Raw genomic sequence first — 22,985 nt, forward strand, 5'->3', positions numbered from 1 at the left:
CATTAAAATATTTTTCCGTTTCATTTTGGGACTAATTGTGCTTTTACTCTTACTCGGTATCGCTCTTTCGATACCTTATGTTCAGACAAAAATAGCGCAGCATTTTACAAATAGTATTAATAAAGACTTTGGAACAAATATTTCCATAGACGCAGTACGTCTATCCGTATTTGGAGGTGTGAAGTTCAAAAATGTTTTAATTTTAGATCATCATAAAGATACTTTGATTTTCTCTAAAATTGTAAATACGAATATACTAGAAGGAAAAAAAATTCTAGATGGGGATTTGATCTTTGGAGATGTCAGACTTGATGGTTTGTTATTTAAAATTAAATTATATAAGAATGAAAAGCAAACCAATTTAGATCAGTTTATAAACGCCTTTGATAGTGATAAACCCTCTACAAAAAAGTTTTTATTAAAAGTTGATAACGCCTATGTTACCGATGCTCATTTTAGTGTTACTGATGAAAATAAAGCAAATCCAGTTGACGTTGATTTTACAAAATTAAATACAACTCTTAGTAAATTTTTACTCTATGGACCAGATTTAAAGACAAACATAGTTAAAATGTCTTTTCTAGATCATCGCGGTTTATATGTTGTAAATATGAGTTCTAATTTTACATATAGTAAAAAGAAGATTCAATTTGATAAGCTTGATTTAACTACTAAGGAATCACAATTCAAGGCTAATGTAATTTTAAATTATAAAGCGGGTGATTTTTCAGATTTCACGGATAAGGTAAACTTTGATGTTAAGATAAAACCCTCGCAAATTGCTACTAACGATATAAGACATTTTTATAATGAATTAGGTAAAAACCAATTTTTCAAAATAAATGCTACTATAAAAGGGCCGTTAAATAAGTTAAATATCAGCAATCTTAATTTAGTTGATTCAAATAATACTCGGATTAATGGTGCAATAGCGTTCAAAAATCTTTTTGGTGATGCTACTCAGAAGTTTTATATGGATGGTGAGTTTACCAGGATTTCAAGTAGTTACACTAATTTAGTGAATATACTTCCAAATGTTTTAGGGAAGAAATTACCAGCAGAGCTACAAAGAGTAGGGAATTTTACTTTAGTAGGTAATTCTCAGTTAAGTGTTACTGCTATCGATGCAGATTTTACAATGGTATCCGATTTAGGGAGCGTAAAATCGTTTTTTAGTATGAAAAGCATCGATTTTATTGACAAAGCTTCTTATATGGGTAATGTTATTTTGGAAGATTTTGATTTGGGGGCTTTATTAGACCGTAAAGATCTGGGGAAAATAACCATGAATATTGATGTAGATGGTAAAGGGTTTACTGAGAAATATCTGAATACTGCACTAAAAGGAGATGTGTCTAAAATAGATTATAATGACTACAGCTACACTAATGTTGTGGTTAATGGTAATTTTAAGGCACCTAATTACAAAGGTCAGATTTCGATCAATGACCCTAATCTAAGTATGAACTTTGATGGTTTATTAGATTTAACAAATAAAGAAAATAAATATGATTTTCATATTAATGTTGAAAATGCTGATTTAAACAAGTTGAAATTTGTTAAAGACTCTACTTCTGTATTTAAGGGAGATGTAGTTGTTCAGGTAACGGGGAATTCAATTGAAAATTTGCAAGGAAATGTATATATAACAGAGACTTCCTATCAAAATGGAAAAGACACTTATAATTTTGATGATTTTAATGTCAACTCCAGTTTTGATGCAGACAAAGTACGTACAATTACCGTTAATTCTCCTGATATTATTGAAGGTGAGGTTGTTGGTAAATTTAAGTTTGGCGAACTTGGGAATTTAGTTAAGAATTCTTTGGGGAGTTTGTACACCAATTTTAAACCAAACAAAGTTAGTAAAGGGCAGTTCTTGAAGTTTAATTTTACGATTTATAGTAAAATTATTGAATTGCTGTATCCTGAAATTGCCATAGGATCAAATACCGTTGTAAGGGGTAATATAAAATCAGATACCCAAGAGTTTAAGCTGAAATTTAATTCTCCACAAATTGTAGCTGCTAAGAATATATTCGATAATATCAGAGTATCGATTGATAATAAAAATCCGCTTTACAATGCTTATATTGAATTGGATAGTATTAAAACTAAGCATTATAAAATTCGTGATTTTAGTCTTATTAATGTAACGATGAAGGATACTTTGTTCTTTAGGTCAGAATTTAAAGGCGGACCAAAAGGACAAGATTATTTTAATCTGAATTTATACCACACCATTAATAAAGATAACGATAATGTAGTAGGATTAAGCAAGTCTGAAATGAAATTTAAGGACTATTTGTGGTTTTTAAATGAAGAGGAAACGCCTAACAACCAAATTGTTTTTGACAAGTCATTTAAAAATTTCAAGATAGATGATATTATTTTATCTCATGAAGACCAGGCTATATCGTTAAAAGGAACTATAAAAGACAATACAAACAAGGATCTAAATCTAAGCTTTAAGGATGTCGACCTCTATAAGATTACACCCGAAGACGATAAATTTGTGTTTCAAGGAAATATAAACGGAGACATTAGTTTTAAGCAGAACAAGGCAGTTTACAAACCTACTGCTTCACTTGTAATCGACCATTTAAACATAAATAAAACAGATCTGGGTGATTTGAAATTTGATATTGAAGGAGACCAGAATCTGGAAAAATTCACAATAAATTCTTATTTAGAAAATGAAAATTTTGAATTGTTTAATGCTTTTGGAAATTTCCAAATTATAGACAAAGAAACTTTTCTTGATATGAAATTGAAATTTGCTAAATTCGATTTGGGGGTTTTAAGTTCATTAGGAGGAGATGTTATTTCTAATATAAGAGGGCTGGTTAGCGGAAATGCGACGATTCAAGGTAATTTGAAAAAGCCTGCAATTAATGGGCGTTTGTATGTTGAAAAGACGGGTCTGACAATTCCTTATTTAAATGTAGATTATGAATTAAATGACAGATCAGTAATCGATCTGGTTGGTCAAAAGTTCTTGTTTAGGAACAATACGTTGACAGATTCAAAATTTGGAACAAAGGGAACTTTAAACGGAGTTATTGAGCATAATAATTTTGGAGATTGGAAACTGGATTTGACTATCAATACTAAAAGACTATTGGTGTTAAATACTGTAGATAAAGAGGATGCGGCTTATTATGGTACTGCATTTATAGATGGAGATGCAACTATAAAAGGCCCAACAAATGGTTTGTTCATTAAAGTAGCGGCAAAATCTGAGAAGGGAACTGAAATCAAAATCCCGATAAATTACGCTGAAAGTGTTAGTGATAATTCTTTTGTTCATTTTTTGACTGCTAAGGAGAAGTATAATATCCAGAGAGGAATAGTTGAAGATACAAGGAACTATAAAGGATTGGAATTAGAGTTTGATCTTGATATTACCGATGATGCAGAAGTGGAAGTAATTTTAGATCGTGATTCAGGACATGGAATTAAGGGAAAAGGCTTTGGATCCTTATTATTTAAGATTAATACTTTAGGGAAATTTAATATGTGGGGTGATTTCCAGGCATATGAAGGTTCTTATAACTTTAAGTATGGTGGATTGATTGATAAGAAATTTGATGTTAAGAAAGGTGGTTCTATTTCATGGGAAGGAAATCCAATGAAAGCGCAATTGAATCTGGAAGCTGTTTATAAAACGACTGCTAATCCTGCAGTGCTATTAGAAAACTCATCGTTCAGTAGGAAAGTGCCTGTAGAGGTAGTGATTGGAATTCGTGGAGATTTAGCTAGTCCAGAACCTGATTTCAATATTGAGTTCCCAACAGTCAGCAGTGTATTAAAATCAGAGATTCAATACAAATTAAATGACAAAGACATTAGACAAACACAAGCACTTTATTTATTGTCAACAGGTGGATTTTTAAGTTCTGAAGGTGTCTCTCAATCTGATTTTTCAGGAAGTTTATTTGAAACAGCCTCAAGTTTATTGGGAGGTATCATAAAATCAGATAATGAAAAATTCAAAGTTGGCCTTAATTATATTTCTGCAGATCGAAGAATAGGACAAGAAGCTGATGGAAGATTTGTGGCAACTATTTCATCAAAAGTAAATGAACGAATTACAATTAACGGAAAAGTGGGTGTGCCTTTAGGCGGCATTAATGAATCGGCAATTGTAGGCGATTTAGAAGTTCAATATAGGGTTAATGAAGATGGAACTCTTAATTTGCGTCTGTTTAACCGTGAAAATGATATTAATTATATCGGACAAGGAATTGGCTACACACAAGGAGTAGGGGTAACTTACGAAGTAGATTTTGATACTTTTAAAGAATTAGTCAATAAGATATTTAAAAATCAGAAATTAGGTATAGAAAGTACTTCTACTCAGCAATATCAGGACTCAAACCTGGCGCCAGAATATATTAATTTTACTAAGCCTAAGAGTCCTAAAACGGAAACTCCTAAGAAAAACAATGAAGCAATAATCCCTGAGGAAGATTAGGGCTTTGTTGTACTGAATATTTATCTTTAAACGGCTTTAATTTCATAGGTATTAGAGCGTATAATTAAGTATTACTTCTAATAATATAGGTGAAAATTTCACTGCTGAATTTCGTTTAGGTCATGTTTCTCATCAATACTGTTATTGCATTACTTTTTTTTTTAGGGGGATGCATAGCATTGTATTTCTTCATTTTTCAATAGTACTTTTATTTAAAAAGGATTGGTTTAGAATTGCATTGGAGTTATTTTGTAATTCATGTGCTAAACCTACTATTTGTGCTAAATAATAGTTAATTATCATATAATATTTAAAAAAATTAACTTTTATTAAAAAAAAGGGCGTTTTTTATGATTTTTCGAAAACTTATTAACGAAAACGTTTGAATTTAGTTTAGTTAACTAATTTAGTAAAAACATAACGCTAAAAGTGCATTATGTTTGCTAATTTTACGCTTTAATACTTAAATAATGCCAAAAACAATAAAAAAAGTAGGTGTACTTACTTCGGGTGGTGATTCACCTGGAATGAATGCTGCTATTCGATCAGTCGTTCGAACTTGTGCTTATCATAACATAGAATGTATAGGGATTTATAGAGGGTATCAAGGAATGATTGAAGGAGACTTCAAAGAAATGGGACCTCGTAGTGTGAATAACATTGTAAATAAAGGAGGGACAGTTTTAAAATCAGCTCGTTCTCTTGAATTTAGAACTCCAGAAGGAAGAAAAAAAGCACATGACCATCTTGTAAAAGCTGGAATAGATGCTTTGGTAGTAATTGGAGGAGACGGAACATTTACAGGAGGCATGATATTTAATGCTGAATTTAATTTCCCAGTAATGGGTATTCCAGGAACTATTGATAATGACATATTTGGGACAAGTCATACTTTAGGATACGATACCGCTTTAAACACAGTAGTTGAAGTAATTGATAAAATTAGAGATACTGCAAGTTCACATAATAGACTATTTTTTGTCGAAGTTATGGGAAGAGATGCGGGACACATTGCTTTGAATGCTGGTATTGGAGCAGGAGCAGAGGAAATACTTATTCCAGAAGAAAATTTAGGATTGGATCGATTGTTAGAATCGTTACAAAAAAGTAAGGCTTCAGGAAAATCATCTAGTATTGTTGTTATTGCAGAAGGGGATAAAATTGGTAAAAATGTATTTGAATTAAAAGATTACGTTGATGCAAATTTACCTGAGTATGATGTTAGAGTTTCTGTTTTAGGTCACATGCAACGTGGTGGTTCTCCATCTTGTTTTGATCGAGTTTTAGCTAGTAGGTTAGGCGTGAAGGCAGTTGAGTCACTATTAGAAGGGAAATCAAATTACATGGTTGGATTACAAAACGATACTGTTGTATTAACACCTTTAGAACAAGCTATAAAAGGAAAGACTGAAATAGACAGAGAGTTGCTTAGAGTCTCTGATATTATGTCAACATAAATAAGAATGAAGTTTATTGTGAGGAAATTAGACTTTAAATGAAAATTACAATAAAATAAACAAAAAAATTAATTAAGATGTCAAAAGTAAAATTAGGAATAAACGGTTTTGGAAGAATTGGAAGAATTGTTTTTAGAGAGTCTTTTAATAGAGATAATGTAGAGGTAGTAGCAATCAACGATTTATTAGATGTTGATCACTTAGCTTACTTGTTAAAATATGATTCAGTTCACGGTGGTTTTAATGGAACTGTTGAAGTGAAAGAAGGACAACTTTTTGTAAACGGAAAAAATATCCGTGTTACTGCAGAAAGAAATCCAGCAGATTTGAAATGGAATGAAGTAGATGTTGATGTTGTTGCTGAATGTACTGGTTTTTTCACAACTGTTGAAACTGCAAATGAGCACATTAAAGGTGGTGCTAAGAAGGTAGTAATTTCTGCTCCTTCTGCTGATGCTCCAATGTTTGTAATGGGAGTAAACCATACTGAAGCTAAAGCTTCTGACTTAGTAGTTTCTAATGCATCTTGTACTACAAACTGTTTAGCTCCACTAGCTAAAGTTATTAATGATAACTTCGGAATTGTTGAAGCTTTAATGACTACAGTTCACGCTACGACTTCTACACAAATGACTACTGATGGTCCTTCTAGAAAAGACTGGAGAGGTGGTCGTGCTGCTTCTGTTAATATCATCCCATCTTCTACAGGTGCTGCAAAAGCAGTTGGAAAAGTAATTCCAGAATTGAATGGAAAATTAACTGGTATGGCTTTCCGTGTTCCTACAACAGATGTATCTGCAGTAGATTTAACTGTAAAAGTAGCAAAAGAAACTTCTTACGAAGAAATTATGGCTGCACTGAAAACAGCTTCTGAAACTACAATGAAAGGTATCTTAGGATATACTGAAGATTTAGTTGTTTCTCAAGATTTTGTTGGTGATTCTAGAACTTCTATTATTGATGTTAATGCAGGAATTGGTTTGAACTCTACTTTCTTCAAAATCATCTCTTGGTATGATAATGAATATGGTTACTCTAGTAAATTAATTGACTTATCTGTACATATTACAGGATTAAAATAATCTTACTATAATAAAATCCCGTTTTTAATTTTTAAACGGGATTTTTTTTTATTTTTAGAGATTAATTGTACTAAACCAAAACTTTACTAGGTTTAGGAGATAAAAGATAACCAAAAAACCAACAGAAATGAGATTAATAGTTGACAGTGGTTCGACAAAAGCGGATTGGATTGCAATAGATGATAATGGAAAAGTATTGTTTACCACACAAACCTTGGGGTTAAACCCTGAAATTCTTGAAAATGAACAGATTATTGAACGTCTAAATGACCGTTTTGATATTGTTCAAAGTAAAAAAACGGCTACTCATTTGTTTTTTTATGGTGCAGGTTGTGGAACAGATAGAATGAAATTAAATCTATCACAAGCTTTTCAAAGTTATTTTACTAATGCAATTGTTTCTGTTGAAGAAGATACTTATGCAGCAGTTTATGCAACTACGCCTAAGGGGCAAAAAGCAATTGTTTCTATTTTAGGAACTGGTTCTAATTGTAGCTATTTTGACGGAAAAGAACTGCATCAAAAAGTACAGTCATTAGGATATATAATCATGGATGATTGTAGTGGTAATGTTTTTGGGAAAGAATTAATACGTAAATATTATTTCAATAAAATGCCCAAAGAATTGGCTGTAGAATTTGAAAAGGAATACAATGTAGATCCTGACTTTATTAAAAGTAAATTATATAAAGAAGACAACCCAAATGCTTATTTAGCCACTTTTGCAAAGTTTTTAATTCAGCATAAGGATACTGAATTCTGTAGAAAAATCATCTTTAAAGGAATGAAGTCTTTTGTGAAAAATTATATCAAACAATATGATAACTGCAAAGAAGTACAAGTGAACTTTGTAGGTTCTATTGCTTTCTATTTGAAAGATGAATTACAAGAAACTTTTGATAAATACGATTTGAAACTTGGTAATGTTCTTAGACGACCTATTGACGGCCTAATTGCCTATCATATTTTAAATAAATAGAACTATGGAAATTGCTATAATTGCCCATGATGGAAAAAAAGCGGATATGGTTCAGTTTTTGAATAAAAACACAGCGCTATTACAACACATTAAAATAAAACTAATTGCAACTGGAACTACTGGAAGTAAGGCTGAAAAAGCGGGATTTAAGGTAAAAAAGATGCTTTCAGGACCTATGGGTGGTGATGCGCAAATTGCAGCGAGAGTAGCCGAGGGAAAAACAAAAATGGTTTTGTTTTTCAAAGATCCATTGGCTAGTCATGCTCATGAAGTAGATATAAATATGTTGCTTCGAGTGTGTGATGTACACAATGTGCCAATAGCTACAAACGAAGCAACTGCTCAACTGCTATTAAAAGCTATAGAATTGCAATCATAGAAATTTCGACATTTACATTTTTTGGCAAACAAGCCACTTGAACCGTTTCACGAGCTGGAGCGGTTTTTTCATTGAAATAAGTAGCGTAAACGCTGTTTATTTTAGCAAAATCATTCATGTCCATGATGAATATGGTGGTCTTAACTATATTTTCAAAAGTCATTCCAGCCTCATCAAGTACTGCTTTCATATTTAGCATCACTTGTTCTGTTTCTGCTTCAATCGTGTCTAATACTAGCTCTCCTGTCGCGGGATTGATAGCAATTTGCCCAGAAGCATAAAGTGTGTCTCCTTTAAGAACTGCTTGATTGTAAGGGCCTATCGGTGCGGGAGCTTTGTCTGTGAAAATTATCTTTTTCATAAAAATGGTTTTTAGGTTTCTAATAAATTATTATCAATGAAACTATTAGAGGGTACTTACGAATTAACGTGATGTATTTGTACTTCGTTTATCCCACTTGATATCGCTTAATACACCTGATTTTATTCCGATAAAGAATCCCCAGTTGGCATTTGTTCCAAAAGGTGTCCAATTGAAATCCATTCTCCAACTCAATAAATCGCGCTCAAAACGCAGTTGTGTAAAGGTAACTCCGTTTTGTACAAAATCATACCCGGTAGATATTCCTGCTTTCCATTTTGGAGTCAAGTCAGCATTGGCTGAAATCATTATTGAATTTCCGATAATTTGTTTCTCACGGTTAGTGTTTCCGTACGTTAGAGAATAGGCAAATGTCATATCCCAAGGTAATTTTGAGCTAAAGAATTCTGAAATTTTATCTTCTCCTGCTTCTTCAGTGCCGTCAAACTGACTTTTACGAACGTCGTTTAAAGCAGTGGTCGAACCAAAGAGATCATCTTCACGCCCTCCGTTTCTCTCACTTTGTTCGTTTTTTTTATTTTTGTTTTTGTCCTTTTCTTTACTGGATAAGGAATAGTTCAAAGTCATATTAGCGCTTGTCATTCTAAATAAACTACCACCGTTATTAATATTATATGTAGCTATTCTAGTTCCTGAATTATCAATGGCATACGGGTCTAAGGTAGCGCCAAAGTTGACGTTCATTTTATTGGCAAACAATTGTGTTCCGCCACTAACACGAACTGGTGACCAGGCAAGTGTTGTTATTCCGTCTGCATCTAAATTGTAACTAGTTGATAGATTTAAATTGTTTAGCAACATTATTTTTTTTGGTTCTACTTTAGTGCTGTCTTTATCAGTCACTTTTGCTTCAAATGTATTGCTTAAATCAAATCCAAGCGTGTTAGAGTTGGTTAGTCCTGGCGCTCCAAAGATTCCACCTTCAAAACGAGAATATTGCTTTGTAATTGTTCCAGTAGCGTCAGTAGCGTAAGTGTCGTAGTATTTTTCGAAACTTGGCGTATAACCATAAGAAACAGAAGGTCTCATGACGTGTCTGATTGATTTTATTTTTTTGTCATCGCCAAAATTAAAAGTACCATAAATTGTGGTACCTACACTTGATGAAAAAGAATACGTTCTATAAGCATCAAAACCGTTTATGGTTTTATCTACTACTGCACTTTGGTCGTTATCATAGCTTCTCTCAATTGTTTTTGCATACCATACTTCTTCATAATTTACAGAGGTAGAAGCACTAAAATATTTAAACAATTTAAAGTTAGTACTTATAGGAATACTATGTTGTACTCCTAACTGCGCATCTCTAAACATTTCTGATTTGAAAAAAAGTGAATCAGTGGTAGTAATTGTATTTCGACCGTTTAAATTATATTGTAAATTGATGTTTTTGAAAAAACCTTTTTTGATACCGTCTTTTCCAACAAAAGGATAAATTCGATCCACACTAAGTTGAAGAGTGGGTAAGGTCATATTAATAACTTCAGTTTGCGTGTTCTGTGAGTGGGTCGCAGATAAAGACATTCTTACTTGCGGAACTGTTTCGAATGTTTTCGAATAGGAAATCGAGGAACTTAGGGTGTTGTTAAGATTAGACCCAATATTAGCCTGATTTATCGATTGCTGAAAATACTTGCTACTTCCAAGATTTACAGATGCCGAGAAATTTGAATTTGGACTAGCTTTAGTATCTCTAGAATGAGACCATTGAATGTTATAAATTTTTTGTTTAGCATAATCAGGGTAGCCTCTCTCGCTCGTGATTAAGTTTTCATATCTAAAATTGATATTACCTCTGTAAGCGTATCGTTTTGCATAAGAGGACTCAAAACGCATACCGTAACTACCATTGGTGTAATAATCTCCTAATACAGTTAAGTCGTAATTATCACTTAAAGCAAAATAGTATCCTCCATTTTGTAAGGAGAAACCTCTTGTGTTAGAGTCACTATAGCTAGGTAATATTATTCCAGAGATACTAGTCTCTTTGCTAAGAGGGAAGTAAGCAAAGGGTAATGCTATAGGCGTGGGAACATCGGCAATAACTAAATTTGTTAAGCCTGTAATTACCTTTTTTCCAGGAATGAATTTTACTTTGTTAGTTTGAAAATAATATTCAGGATTATCAACGTTCGTTGATGTTGTGAATCGTGCACCTTTTAAAAAGTAAACGGAATCATTTTCTTTTTTAGTAATAGCAGCTTTTATCCTAAATTCTCCCTGTTCTGATCTTGAATTCCAAATTAAAGCTTTTTGTGTTTTAAAATTAAAGCGAATAGAATCAGGTTCTACTTCGTTTGTTCCTTGCTTAAAGTGGGGATATTGGGTGTATTTTCCTGTAGAATCTTTTATTCTTCCAGCATAAACCTCGTTTTTCTCGTAATCCATAACGATTATTCCAGCCGTTAATTCAACATCTTGGTAATAAAGCTCTGCTTTGTCGTATAAAGTGATCAGTTTTTTCTTTTGATCTATCCTGGCGTATTTGTCTGCCTTATATCTAACCTTGCCATCAAGAAAGGCTTTTTTAGGTTTAATAGTATCTTTTTTTTGCAGCGTATCTGTTTCCTTTTTTAGGGCTAAAATAGACGCGTTGTTCTTATTAATGACTAGGGAAGAACTATCTGCCTGCTTTTTAGGAGTTATGACGGTCGTTTTTTTAGGTATATCTTGAGAATATAAATTGGCACATCCCATTGTTAGGAAAAATGATGCTAAAACGATATTAAATAAGTTTGTCTGCAAAGGTTTAAATGCTATTTTTGTAAAATTATGGCCTGTTTTTTGAAGTGTCAAACTTACAGATTATTTGTTGGCAAAAATAATCAAATAAAAAAATTAAGTGCTACTGTTCCAATAAAATTAACTTTAACATATGAAATTCAATTATTATAGTTTTTTGATTACGACTTTAATACTGCTTAGCAATACGTTTGTATTTTCTCAAAACGATCAAAATTTCACCGTAATACTTGATGCGGGTCATGGTGGTAAAGACCCAGGTAATTCTTATCATGGGTATAGTGAAAAAGACATTTCGCTCAAAACTACTCTTAAGGTGGGTGGGTTTTTAGAAAAAGTTGCTGGTTTTAAAGTTATTTATACTAGAACCACTGACGTTTTTATTGAATTAGCTAATAGACCTAAGATCGCTAATAAAGCGAATGCTAATTTATTTGTTTCCATTCATTGTAATTCAGTAAAAAGTTTTCAGCCTTATGGAACCGAAACTTTTGTAATGGGTTTGTCTCGAAGTGATTTAAATTTAGAAGTAGCTAAAAGAGAAAATTCTGTGATTTTATTAGAGGATAATTTTAAAGATACATATCAGGGATTTGACCCAAATAAACCAGAATCTTTAATTGGGTTGACGATTTTACAAGAAGAGAATCTAAATAACAGTATTATTTTAGCGACTGAGATTCAGAATAATTTCACAAATAATTTAAAAAGAAATTCGAGGGGTATAAAGCAGCAACCACTATGGGTTTTAGATGCTGTTTATATGCCTAGTGTTTTAATTGAACTTGGTTTTTTATCGAATAGAGAGGAAGGTGAGTTTTTAAATTCAGATGAAGGGCAAGACCAAATGGCTCTGCAAATCGCAACTGCAATAGTAGAATACAAAAAAAAATATTTTGGAACGGCAGCAATTACTGATATCGCTGTTCAAAGTAATGGAGTAGCTTCAAGTAATACAACTATATATAAAGTACAACTTATAGCAAGTTCTAAAAATTTACCGTTAATATCTAGTAACTTTAAGGGATTAAACAATATATCAAGTACATATGAAAATGGAATATATAGATACACTTATGGAGAAACTTCTAATCTAGAAGAAGCAAATAAAATGCAATTAGAGGCTCAAATGGTGGGGTATACTGACGCATTTGTAGTTCCGTCTAATTAAGATCAAAGTCTTAGCTTAATAGTTTTGATGTTGTTAAGAAGAATAATTAAATTTGTAAAAAATAAATAAATTTTGAAATTGATAAATAGTAATAATGATAATGCTTTAAAAGTGTTATTATTTCTTTCCTTTTTGATTAGTAGCCTTTCATATGGTCAAAATAGTAACTTTAAAGTTACTCTAGACGCAGGTCATGGCGGTCATGATTTTGGCGCTGTTTATAATGGACATGTCGAAAAAAATATTGCTTTGGCGGTTGTTCTTAAAGTGGGTAGGTTGTTGGAAGCAAATTCTAAAGTAGATGTTATCTATACAAAAAAGACGGATATTTTTGTTGACCTAGTAGAAAGGGCTAATATTGCAAATAGAGCAAATGCTAATGTTTTTGTTTCTATTCACTGTAATGCCAATAGAAATACTGCTGCCGATGGTACAGAAACCTACGTAATGGGTATGAACAAAATTGCTTCAAATCTTGAGGCGGCTAAGAAGGAGAACTCTGTAATTACATTAGAGAAGGATTACAAAAGAAAATATGAAGGTTTTGATCCTAACTCTCCTGAAACAATGATCGGAATGACGTTGATGCAGGAAGAATATTTGGATAATAGCATTTCGTTGGCTAGTAAAATTGAAAATGAATTTGAAGGCTTAGGAAAGAGAGTTCGTGGGGGAGGGGTTAAACAAGCTCCTTTTATGGTATTACATAAAGCATATATGCCTAGAGTTTTGATTGAGATGGGTTTTATCTCTAACTATGCTGAGGGAAATAGATTAGATTCAGAAGAAGGGCAAAATGAAATTGCAGGTGCTATTGCGAATGCAATAATTGGTTATAAAAACGAATATTACGGAACCGGTGGTGCAGAAACTTCTGAAGTTAGGCCTTCACAAAAAAATGTTGAAAGTACTGTTGTTGATAATGGAACGCCAGTTAAAACAAAATCAAGTACAGTAGCTGCAAAACAAGATAGTGCTAAGGTTATTTTCAAAGTACAAATTTCTGCAAGTGGTAGAAAGATGGATTTACAACCTAGAAATTTTAAAGGATTAAAAAATATATCTATGGACAATGAGAACAATGTCTATAAGTATATGTACGGTGAAACTCCTGATTATGATGAATCTAAGAATCTTCTGGAGGAAGCTAAGGCAAAAGGGTATAACTCTGCCTTTTTGATCGCTTTTAAGAATGGAAAAAAGATAAGCATTCAAGAAGCGATTAAATAATAAGAAGTTCAGTTATTTTATATTAAATTTGTACAAAATACTTACATTTTGAAATTAACACGAGAAATCAAAACGGCAGTTTTAGTAATTGCATCGATATTATTATTTATTTGGGGATACAGTTTCTTAAAAGGGAGAGATCTCTTAAGTAGCTACAAAACACTGTATGTTGAATACAAAACAGTGGAAGGATTGACATCCTCAGCGCCCGTTACGCTCAATGGTTTGGAAATAGGGAGAGTAGCACAAATTACAATTGATGAAAATACAGGTAATTTGTTAGTAGAACTACAAATCAAGTCTGATTTTCCTATTTCAAGGACAAGTATAGCTACAATTTATGAGCCTGGTTTTATTGCTGGAAAGCAAATTGCTATAGTACCTAATTTTGATGACAAGTCAGTAGCCTTAAGTGGTGAAAAACTGAAAGGAGAAATTCGATTGGGACTAACTGATAAAGTAGGGGAGAAATTAGTTCCTCTTCAGGAGAAATTAGATAAGATTATGGCTAATGCCGATTTGCTAATCACTGGTGTTAATAACGTTTTAGATAAAAAATCGCAAGAAGACTTGAGAAAAAGTTTATCTGAATTAAGCCAGACTATGGAACAGTTTCATAAAGCTTCACTGACTATGAATACTATATTGGATGAAAATAAAACTCAAGTAAAAGGAGTTGTAACTAATTTCAATAAGATATCTGGTAATTTTTCTAAAATTTCAGATTCGTTAAGTAAAGCTGACTTAGGTAAAACAGTGAGAAATCTAAATAATACATTGGCAAAAGTGGATGGTATTATGAAAGGATTAGAATCTGGAAATGGTACAATGGGTAAATTGTTGAATGATGATGCATTGTATAACAACTTATCCAAAACTTCAAAAGAATTAGAGCTCTTGCTGCAAGATGTGAGACTTTATCCAACACGATATGTAAATGTTTCTCTTTTTGGTAAGAAAAACAAACCGTATAAAGCACCTGAAACCGACACTATTTCAAAAGAAAAAAACTAGCAATTATGAGCTATTTAGACAATATTTTATTTGCCCTATTATTAATTATCGGGTTTGGTTATTTTTTTGCTAGCATAAAAAAAATACGAAGAAACATCAATCTTGGTATAGACGTAGATAGAAAAGATAATCCTAGCGCCCGCTGGAAAAACATGGCTATGATTGCATTAGGGCAGTCAAAAATGGTAAAAAGACCCGTAGCTGGAGCACTTCATATTGTGGTGTATTTAGGTTTTATAATTATCAATATTGAATTATTGGAAATTATTATTGACGGTTTATTCGGTACCCACCGAGTTTTTGCTTTTTTAGGTGCTACATATGATGTGTTAATTGCATCATTTGAAATATTGGCAGTTTTAGTATTGATTGCAGTTAGTGTTTTCTGGATTAGAAGAAATGTCATAAAATTAAAACGATTCATCAATAAAGATTTAACAGGCTTCCCGAAAAACGATGCTAATTATATTCTTTATTTTGAAGTAGTCTTGATGACCTTGTTCTTATTAATGAACGCAACTGATTTACATTTGCAAAATGTACCCGGAGGCTTTTCTCATTTTATAGTAGCAGGTTCTTTTCCTATTAGCCAATTTATCGAACCGTTATTTAACGGAATGTCAAATGAGTTAGTGATGCTAATTTTTGAAGCTTCTTGGTGGTTGCATATTATCGGGATTTTAATTTTCATGAACTATTTGTATTTTTCAAAACACCTGCACATCTTATTGGCGTTTCCAAACACGTATTTTGCAGATTTAAATCCACAAGGACAGTTTGATAATTTAGAAGCAGTAACTAAAGAAGTTAAAATGATGATGGATCCTAATGCTGATCCGTTTGCTGCTGCGCCGCCTCCTGCAGAGGGTGAAGTTCCAGCTAAGTTTGGAGCCAGCGATATTCAGGATTTGAATTGGGTACAGTTGTTAAATGCATACACTTGTACTGAGTGTGGTCGATGTACTTCTTCTTGTCCTGCAAATATAACAGGTAAGAAACTATCGCCTCGTAAAATCATGATGGATACTCGAGATAGAATGGAAGAGGTAGGAAAAAATATTGATGCCAATAAAGGTGTTTTTATTCCAGATAACAAAACATTACTCAATGATTATATTACTCCAGAGGAACTTTGGGCTTGTACTTCTTGTAATGCATGTGTAGAAGAGTGTCCGGTAAATATTAGTCCGTTATCTATCATTATGGATATGCGTCGTTACCTAGTTATGGAGCAAAGTGCAGCACCAATGCCTTTAAATGCGATGATGACAAATATTGAAAATAATGGAGCACCATGGCAGTACAATCAGCAAGATAGATTGAATTGGAAAAACGAAAATTAATTTTGTAAATTTTAGTTGGTTATTTATTTAACCACTTGTCAAATAACCGGTTAGTGAACTAACTGAATAAAAAAACAACAAATGTCAGAGAATTTAATAGTGCCAACAATGGCGGAAATGCTAGCTCAAGGAAAACAACCTGAAGTATTGTTTTGGGTAGGTTGTGCAGGTAGTTTTGATGATAGAGCAAAAAAAATAACAAAGGCATTTGTACGAATTTTAAATCGTGCAAACGTTCCTTTTGCAGTACTTGGTACCGAAGAAAGTTGTACTGGTGATCCAGCAAAAAGAGCAGGAAATGAGTTCTTGTTTCAAATGCAAGCGATGATGAACATTGAAGTTCTGAATGCGTATGAAGCCAAGAAAATTGTAACGGCTTGTCCGCATTGTTTTAATACTTTGAAAAATGAATATCCTGAATTGGGTGGTAAATACGAGGTAGTACATCATACTGAATTCTTGAAATCATTACTAGATGACGGAAGACTGACAATCGAAGGGGGACAATTTAAAGGAAAGAAAATTACTTTTCACGATCCATGCTATTTAGGAAGAGCTAATAATGTTTATGAAGCGCCTAGAGAGTTGATTCAAAAACTGGATGCCGAATTAGTAGAGATGAAACGTTCTCGTTCAAATGGCTTATGTTGTGGGGCTGGAGGTGCTCAAATGTTTAAAGATGCAGAGCCAGGAAACAAGGAGATTAATGTTGAAAGAACAGAAGATGCATTAGAGACCCAACCAGAAATAATTGCAGCGGGTTGCCCATTTTGTAATACTATGTTGACGGATGGTATTAAAAATAAAGAAAAAGAAGGTGATGTAAAAGTGATGGACATTGCTGAATTAATAGCAAATGCTCAAGATTTATAGAACTTTAGAGTTAATATCTAAAATTCGAAATTTAAAAATAAAAAAAAAATGTACGTACCATTTGAAGATTTACCGGAAGAATCCAAAATCTGGATTTATCAAGCGAATAGAAAGTTTTCGGATGCGGAGTTTTCTGAAATTGAAACTGCTTTGCAGGGGTTTTTAGAAAATTGGGCTGCACATGGGACAAGTTTAGTTTCTTCATATCAATTAAAATACAATAGATTTATTATTCTAGCTGTAGATCAAGATGTGCAGGCAGCAACTGGTTGTTCAATAGATTCGTCTGTTGAATTTATCCAATCTCTGGAAAAGAAATACAATGTTGATCTATTGGACAAAATGAATGTGACTTTTAAACTAGGAGAACATATCGCTCATAAGCCATTGATAGACTTTAAAAAAATGGTAAAAGACAAAGCCGTTACTGAAAATACTATTGTTTTTAATAACCTAATCAACAATATTCAGGAATATAATGAGTCATGGGAAGTCCCGGCTATCGATAGCTGGCATAGCCGTTTTTTCTAAATTATTAAATTATACTTTAATGAAAAATAAAGACATTAGAAACTTATTTCTGTATGTCTTATTTTTTTTTGTAGCCAGTTGTAGTACTACAAAAAAGAATGAGTCAAAAGTTAAATTTGCACATATTCCTACGGTGGATGAGGAGTATATAGTAGACAATTCTTTGGATACAGATACGATCCAGGAACCTATTGCTCTATTTACGGAGCGTAAGAAATGGGTGGATAGTGTCTATACAAGTATGACTTTTGAGGAACGTTTAGGGCAATTGTTTATGGTTGCTGCTTATTCTAATAAAGACAATGCTCATGTAAATGCTGTCGAAAGATTAATATTAGATTCAAAAGTTGGTGGATTAATTTTCTTTCAAGGAGGTCCCGTTAGACAAGCGAAACTAATAAATAGATTTCAAGCACAATCAAAAATCCCATTATTTATAGGAAATGATGCTGAATGGGGGCTGAGTATGCGTTTAGATTCGACCTATACCTATCCTTGGAATATGACTCTTGGAGCAGTTCAGGATATGAAGCTGATTGAAAAGATGGGAACCCAAATTGGAGAACAAAGTAAACTTTTAGGGATACAATTTAATTTTGGTCCCGTATTAGACATAAATACGAACCCCAAAAACCCTATAATTGGTTTTCGTTCTTTTGGTGAAGACAAGTATAATGTGACTACAAGAGCTATAGCCTTGATGAAAGGACTTCAGCATAAAGGAATTTTTGCTACAGGAAAACATTTCCCAGGGCATGGAGATACTGAAACTGATTCGCACAAAGCACTACCTACTGTCAGTTTTTCTAAAGAAAGATTAGAAATAATGGAGTTTTACCCTTACAAGCAAATGTTTAAAGAGGGGCTTTCTTCGGTAATGGTCGCTCATTTGAATGTTCCTAGTTTGGAGTCTAGACCTAATTACCCTTCTTCGATTTCTTATAATGTAGTGACTACTATTTTAAAAAAAGAGTTAGGTTTTAAAGGGTTGATTTTTACGGATGCTTTGAATATGAAAGCAGCTAGCAATTACAAGAAACCAGGAGAAATTGACTTAGAGGCATTTTTAGCGGGAAATGATATTTTATTGTTTCCAGAGAATGTTCCTTTGGCCATAGAGACCTTGACAAAGGCTTATCAAGATTCTTTATTTAATGAAAAAAGATTAGAATATTCTGTAAAGAAAATTTTAAAATACAAATACATTTCAGGGCTTAATAACTTTAAACCCATTGTTACTGATCATTTAGTTGCAGATCTTAACTCCTCTAAAAACGACGCGTTACAATATGAACTGTATGAAAATGCATTGACAGTATTAAAGAATGAAGAGGCTATATTACCAATAAAGGATTTGGAAAATGAAAAAATAGCATATGTAAAAATTGGTGATGCTACGAATAGTCGGTTTGTCGCTACCTTAAAAAAGTACACAGAGGTTACTGAAATTTCAGATTCTAATTTAGACAGTTTACAGTTGAAACTAAATAAATTTACTAAGGTCATTGTAGGCTATCATACTTCTGATTCCCCTTGGAAAAATTATGATTTTACCCCGGCAGAATTAAAAAAGCTGGCATTTCTATCTAAAAATAATAAGGTAATACTAGATGTTTTTGCGTCTCCTTACGCTCTGATACCCTTAGAAAGTTTTAATGATATCAAAGGCGTAGTGCTTTCGTATCAAAACAGTCCGATTGCGCAAGAAGTTTCTTCTGAATTAATCTTTGGAGCTATTGAGGCCAAAGGTAAATTACCAGTGACTGTCACGAGTGATTTCGTTGCTAATTTCGGACTTTCGACAGAGAAATTAAATGTTTTGGGATTTACAGCACCAGAAAACGTGGGAATGAATCCTTTAATTTTAAATAAAATTGAAGTAGTAGCACAAAAAGCAATCAATGGAAAGATGGCTCCAGGAATGCAGATTTTAGTGGCAAGAAAAGGAAAAGTGATTTATCAGAAGTCGTTTGGGTATCAGACTTATGAAAAGAATGCAAAAGTTATCAATACTGATTTATATGATGTTGCTTCTTTAACTAAAATATTATCAACGTTGCCCAATGTAATGCTGCAATATGATCAACAGAAAATAAACATGGAAACAAGATTAGACTCTATGCTTCCTATATTTAAAAATTCAAATAAACAAGACATACACTTTAAGGAATTATTGTCTCATTATGCGAGATTGCAACCTTGGCTTCCTTTTTATAAAGCGACTATAGACAAAAAGGGTGATCCGTTGAATAAATATTACAAGAAGGTATCAGAAGCTCATTTTTCAACAAAAGTGGCTGATAGTCTTTTTTTAAGAAATGACTATCATGACACTATTATGAAGTTGATTGCAGATACTAAATTGCTTCCTCAAAAAAAATACAGGTACAGTGACTTCACGTTTATTATTTTAAAAGAATATTTAGAAAAACTTACAGGGAGAAAATTAGATGTTTTAAGTACAGAGAATTTTTATAAACCGCTTGGCGCCAATAATACGATGTACAATCCGTTACAAAGAGTTGCTAAAAGTAGAATTGCTCCAACAGAAATTGACACTTATTTCCGTCATCAGGTCATACAAGGATATGTTCATGATATGGGTGCTGCCATGGAAGGTGGAATTGGTGGACATGCCGGAATTTTTTCAAATAGTATGGATGTTGCTAAAATAATGCAGCTGTATTTACAAAAGGGAAATTACGGGAACAGACAATATTTCTCAGAGAAAACATTTGATGACTTCAATACCTGTTATTTTTGTGCTGAAGGTAATAGAAGGGGAGTAGGCTTTGATAAACCTCAGTTAGGAGACAAAGGTCCCACTTGCGGATGCGCTTCTATGACTAGTTTTGGACATACTGGATTTACAGGTACAATGGCTTGGGCAGATCCAGAAACAGAAATCGTTTATATTTTCTTGTCGAATAGAACATTTCCCGGAGATTCAGTGAATAAATTATCAAGAGAAAATATTCGAGAAGACATTCAAGAAATAATATATGATGCAATTGAGCGATAATGCATTAATACAAAGCACACGTTTAATTAAAGATTTCTTTTACCATTTTAAAAAATAGCGTCCCTATTTTTCTTAATTTCGTTACATTAAAATATATACATGAAAATTGCAATAGTTTGTTACCCTACCTTTGGAGGAAGTGGAGTTGTCGCTACAGAGTTAGGGCTTGAATTAGCCCGCCTTGGCCATGAAGTTCATTTCATTACTTACAGTCAACCCGTTCGTTTAGCATTGTTAAATCCTAATGTGCATTATCACGAGGTTAATGTTCCTGAATATCCATTGTTTCACTACCAACCTTATGAATTAGCACTGTCGAGTAAACTGGTCGATATGGTTAAGCTTTACAAAATAGAAGTACTGCATGTGCACTACGCCATTCCTCACGCATATGCGGGTTATATGGCTAAGCAAATGCTGAAAGATGAAGGAATTGAAATCCCTATGGTGACTACACTTCATGGAACAGATATTACTTTAGTTGGGAATCATCCTTTCTATAAACCGGCAGTAAGTTTTAGTATCAACAAATCAGACGTGGTGACATCAGTTTCTCAAAGTTTGAAAGATGATACTTATAAGTTGTTCAATATAAAAAAAGATATTCATGTCATTCCTAATTTCATCGAGTTAGATAAGAATATTCAAGATCCTAATATACCATGTCACCGTTCAGTGATGGCAAATCAAGATGAAAGGATAATTACACATATCAGTAATTTTAGAAAAGTAAAACGAATTCCTGATGTAATCAAAATATTTCATAAAATTCAACAGGAAATTCCTGCTAAATTAATGATGGTAGGTGATGGTCCTGAAAAAGAAAAAGCAGAATACCTATGTCAGGAATTGGGCATTACGGATAAAGTAATCTTTTTTGGAAACAGTAATGAAATCGATAAGATTTTAAGTTACACTGATTTATTTTTGTTGCCTTCTGAAACAGAAAGTTTTGGTCTGGCAGCACTAGAAGCGATGGCATGGGGAGTTCCAGTGATATCGAGTAATTCTGGAGGACTTTCTGAAGTAAATTTTCAAGGGATTTCAGGCTACTTGAGTGATGTGGGTAATACGGATGAAATGGCTGAGAATGCGTTGAAAATTTTAAGAGATAATCATGTTCTGTCAAAATTTAAAGAAAATGCATTGTCTGTCGCGAAGAAGTTTGATATCAAAAATATTTTACCATTGTATGTAGACTTATATCAAAAGGCAATTAAGAAGTATTCGAAAAAAAATAAATTTTTGAATCAATCAAAAAAGGAATAATTCTTTGAATCAACTTAAAATATTCCAATGAAAAAAATAAGCTTTTTGTTTATGGTGTTTTTGTTAGTTTCCTGCGGAGCGAAGGCTGTAAAAGAAACAGGAAAAAGACCTTTGTTTGAAATACTGACGCAACAATCTGATGGAGGGGGAAATATTCATTTTTATGAGATTTTGACGGAACCAAATGAAATAAAAATGTTGCAGAATGATAAGCAGTTGAAGAATAAAATTACTGCTGTAGATGCTCAAAACTCAAATTTTGTCATTTTGAATATGGGGGAAAAAAATACTGGTGGTTATTCAATAACGATTGAAAGTGTTGCCGAAACAGAAAAAAATATAATCATCAATGTAAAAGAGAGTAGTCCAGATCCTGGAGCCATGGTAACTCAGGCTATCACTTATCCGTTTTGCGTTGTCAAGATTAATTCTAAAAAAGAAATTATTATTAAATAAAAAAAAATGCCACTATCTCTAGTGGCATTTTCTATATAAACAGCTTAATACTAGAATTGGTATTTAACACCCAAAGCAATATCAGAACCATAATTATTTTTGTAGTAACCGCTTCCACCAAATTCAGGTCTAAAATCTAAAGAGATCAATAAAGGAATATCAAAGTTATATTCAATTCCTATGTCCCCTGCTGCAAAAGCAAATGTATCGTTGTAATGATTGTTGTTTTTATCATCATAACCATAACTACCTAAACCACCACCTACACCAGCATACCAGTTGAAACCACCATCGATGTTCCATACCCATTGATACAAAGCAGCAAGTTTGATAGCGTTGTCATCGTAACCATTATTATTGTAATCTTTTCTACTTCTCCAACCTAAATCAAGTTCAAGTCTGTTGTTATCTCCTAAAGCTCTTTGGTAAGTGATTTCAGTTCCAAAACCACCACTGTCTCCCAAACGTAGACCTAATGCATTTTTAGAGATGTCTTGCGCCTGTGTGCTAAATGCTAATCCAATTAACATAAAAGCAGATAAAATAATTTTTTTCATAGTTAAATATTTGTTGGTGCA

17 protein-coding genes are annotated in these 22,985 nt (G+C 32.9%); 14 read left to right on the forward strand and 3 right to left on the reverse strand.

Annotation, left to right across the window (positions count from 1 at the left end):
* Positions 1-37 precede the first annotated feature (37 nt).
* The 5 genes from QO200_RS11465 (at position 38) to QO200_RS11485 (ending at position 8,374) form a co-directional block, all read left to right on the forward strand.
* Positions 38-4,477 carry a translocation/assembly module TamB domain-containing protein gene (locus QO200_RS11465; protein ID WP_371540099.1) on the forward strand — a complete coding sequence of 1,480 codons (4,440 nt, stop codon included), beginning with the start codon at positions 38-40 and terminating at the stop codon, positions 4,475-4,477.
* A 470-nt stretch (positions 4,478-4,947) separates the two neighbouring features.
* A complete protein-coding gene (pfkA, locus tag QO200_RS11470) occupies positions 4,948-5,934 on the forward strand; it encodes a 6-phosphofructokinase (RefSeq protein WP_371540106.1) in 987 nt (328 codons plus the stop codon).
* 77 nt (positions 5,935-6,011) lie between these two features.
* The gene (gene gap / locus QO200_RS11475) at positions 6,012-7,016 is read left to right on the forward strand and encodes a type I glyceraldehyde-3-phosphate dehydrogenase (protein ID WP_371540115.1); all 1,005 of its coding nucleotides are present in this window, start codon (positions 6,012-6,014) and stop codon (positions 7,014-7,016) included.
* A gap of 127 nt (positions 7,017-7,143) precedes the next feature.
* Positions 7,144-7,995, forward strand: coding sequence for an N-acetylglucosamine kinase (locus tag QO200_RS11480; protein WP_371540121.1), 852 nt, complete (start codon positions 7,144-7,146; stop codon positions 7,993-7,995).
* A gap of 4 nt (positions 7,996-7,999) precedes the next feature.
* On the forward strand, positions 8,000-8,374 hold the full coding sequence (locus QO200_RS11485; RefSeq protein ID WP_371540128.1) for a methylglyoxal synthase: 375 nt from the start codon (positions 8,000-8,002) through the stop codon (positions 8,372-8,374).
* On the opposite strand, the gene QO200_RS11490 is transcribed toward QO200_RS11485, so the two are convergent.
* Both QO200_RS11490 and QO200_RS11495 read right to left on the reverse strand, forming a co-directional pair.
* The gene (locus QO200_RS11490; RefSeq protein WP_371540137.1) at positions 8,355-8,735 is read right to left on the reverse strand and encodes a RidA family protein; all 381 of its coding nucleotides are present in this window, start codon (positions 8,733-8,735) and stop codon (positions 8,355-8,357) included. The genes QO200_RS11485 and QO200_RS11490 overlap by 20 nt on opposite strands.
* A gap of 63 nt (positions 8,736-8,798) precedes the next feature.
* Complete coding sequence (locus QO200_RS11495) at positions 8,799-11,552, reverse strand: putative LPS assembly protein LptD (RefSeq protein ID WP_371540144.1); 2,754 nt, start codon at positions 11,550-11,552, stop codon at positions 8,799-8,801.
* A 79-nt stretch (positions 11,553-11,631) separates the two neighbouring features.
* Here QO200_RS11495 and QO200_RS11500 point away from each other — a divergent pair, with 79 nt between their 5' ends.
* The 9 genes from QO200_RS11500 to QO200_RS11540 all read left to right on the forward strand — a co-directional run bounded on the left by QO200_RS11500 (position 11,632) and on the right by QO200_RS11540 (position 22,407).
* Positions 11,632-12,669 (forward strand): N-acetylmuramoyl-L-alanine amidase, encoded by a 1,038-nt coding sequence (locus tag QO200_RS11500; RefSeq protein ID WP_371540151.1) that lies wholly within the window; start codon positions 11,632-11,634, stop codon positions 12,667-12,669.
* An 81-nt stretch (positions 12,670-12,750) separates the two neighbouring features.
* Entirely contained in the window at positions 12,751-13,899 is a 1,149-nt protein-coding gene (locus tag QO200_RS11505; protein WP_371540450.1) for an N-acetylmuramoyl-L-alanine amidase, read from the forward strand.
* Positions 13,900-13,947: 48 nt separating this feature from the next.
* A complete protein-coding gene (locus tag QO200_RS11510) occupies positions 13,948-14,913 on the forward strand; it encodes an MlaD family protein (RefSeq protein ID WP_371540157.1) in 966 nt (321 codons plus the stop codon).
* Positions 14,914-14,918: 5 nt separating this feature from the next.
* Entirely contained in the window at positions 14,919-16,256 is a 1,338-nt protein-coding gene (locus QO200_RS11515) for a 4Fe-4S dicluster domain-containing protein (RefSeq protein ID WP_371540163.1), read from the forward strand.
* Between the two features lie 81 nt (positions 16,257-16,337).
* A complete protein-coding gene (locus QO200_RS11520) occupies positions 16,338-17,129 on the forward strand; it encodes a (Fe-S)-binding protein (RefSeq protein ID WP_371540168.1) in 792 nt (263 codons plus the stop codon).
* A 48-nt stretch (positions 17,130-17,177) separates the two neighbouring features.
* Positions 17,178-17,660 (forward strand): ABC transporter ATPase, encoded by a 483-nt coding sequence (locus QO200_RS11525; protein ID WP_371540171.1) that lies wholly within the window; start codon positions 17,178-17,180, stop codon positions 17,658-17,660.
* A 19-nt stretch (positions 17,661-17,679) separates the two neighbouring features.
* Positions 17,680-20,682, forward strand: coding sequence for a glycoside hydrolase family 3 N-terminal domain-containing protein (locus QO200_RS11530; protein ID WP_371540173.1), 3,003 nt, complete (start codon positions 17,680-17,682; stop codon positions 20,680-20,682).
* A 99-nt stretch (positions 20,683-20,781) separates the two neighbouring features.
* Positions 20,782-21,951, forward strand: a complete 1,170-nt coding sequence (bshA, locus tag QO200_RS11535) for an N-acetyl-alpha-D-glucosaminyl L-malate synthase BshA (protein ID WP_371540175.1) — start codon at positions 20,782-20,784, stop codon at positions 21,949-21,951.
* A gap of 27 nt (positions 21,952-21,978) precedes the next feature.
* Positions 21,979-22,407 carry a protease complex subunit PrcB family protein gene (locus QO200_RS11540; protein ID WP_371540178.1) on the forward strand — a complete coding sequence of 143 codons (429 nt, stop codon included), beginning with the start codon at positions 21,979-21,981 and terminating at the stop codon, positions 22,405-22,407.
* A 50-nt stretch (positions 22,408-22,457) separates the two neighbouring features.
* On the opposite strand, the gene QO200_RS11545 is transcribed toward QO200_RS11540, so the two are convergent.
* Positions 22,458-22,964, reverse strand: a complete 507-nt coding sequence (locus QO200_RS11545) for a hypothetical protein (RefSeq protein ID WP_371540181.1) — start codon at positions 22,962-22,964, stop codon at positions 22,458-22,460.
* Between the last annotated feature and the right edge of the window lie 21 nt (positions 22,965-22,985).

This window comes from Flavobacterium sp. Arc3 (assembly GCF_041431375.1).
In the GTDB taxonomy this organism is placed as follows: domain Bacteria; phylum Bacteroidota; class Bacteroidia; order Flavobacteriales; family Flavobacteriaceae; genus Flavobacterium.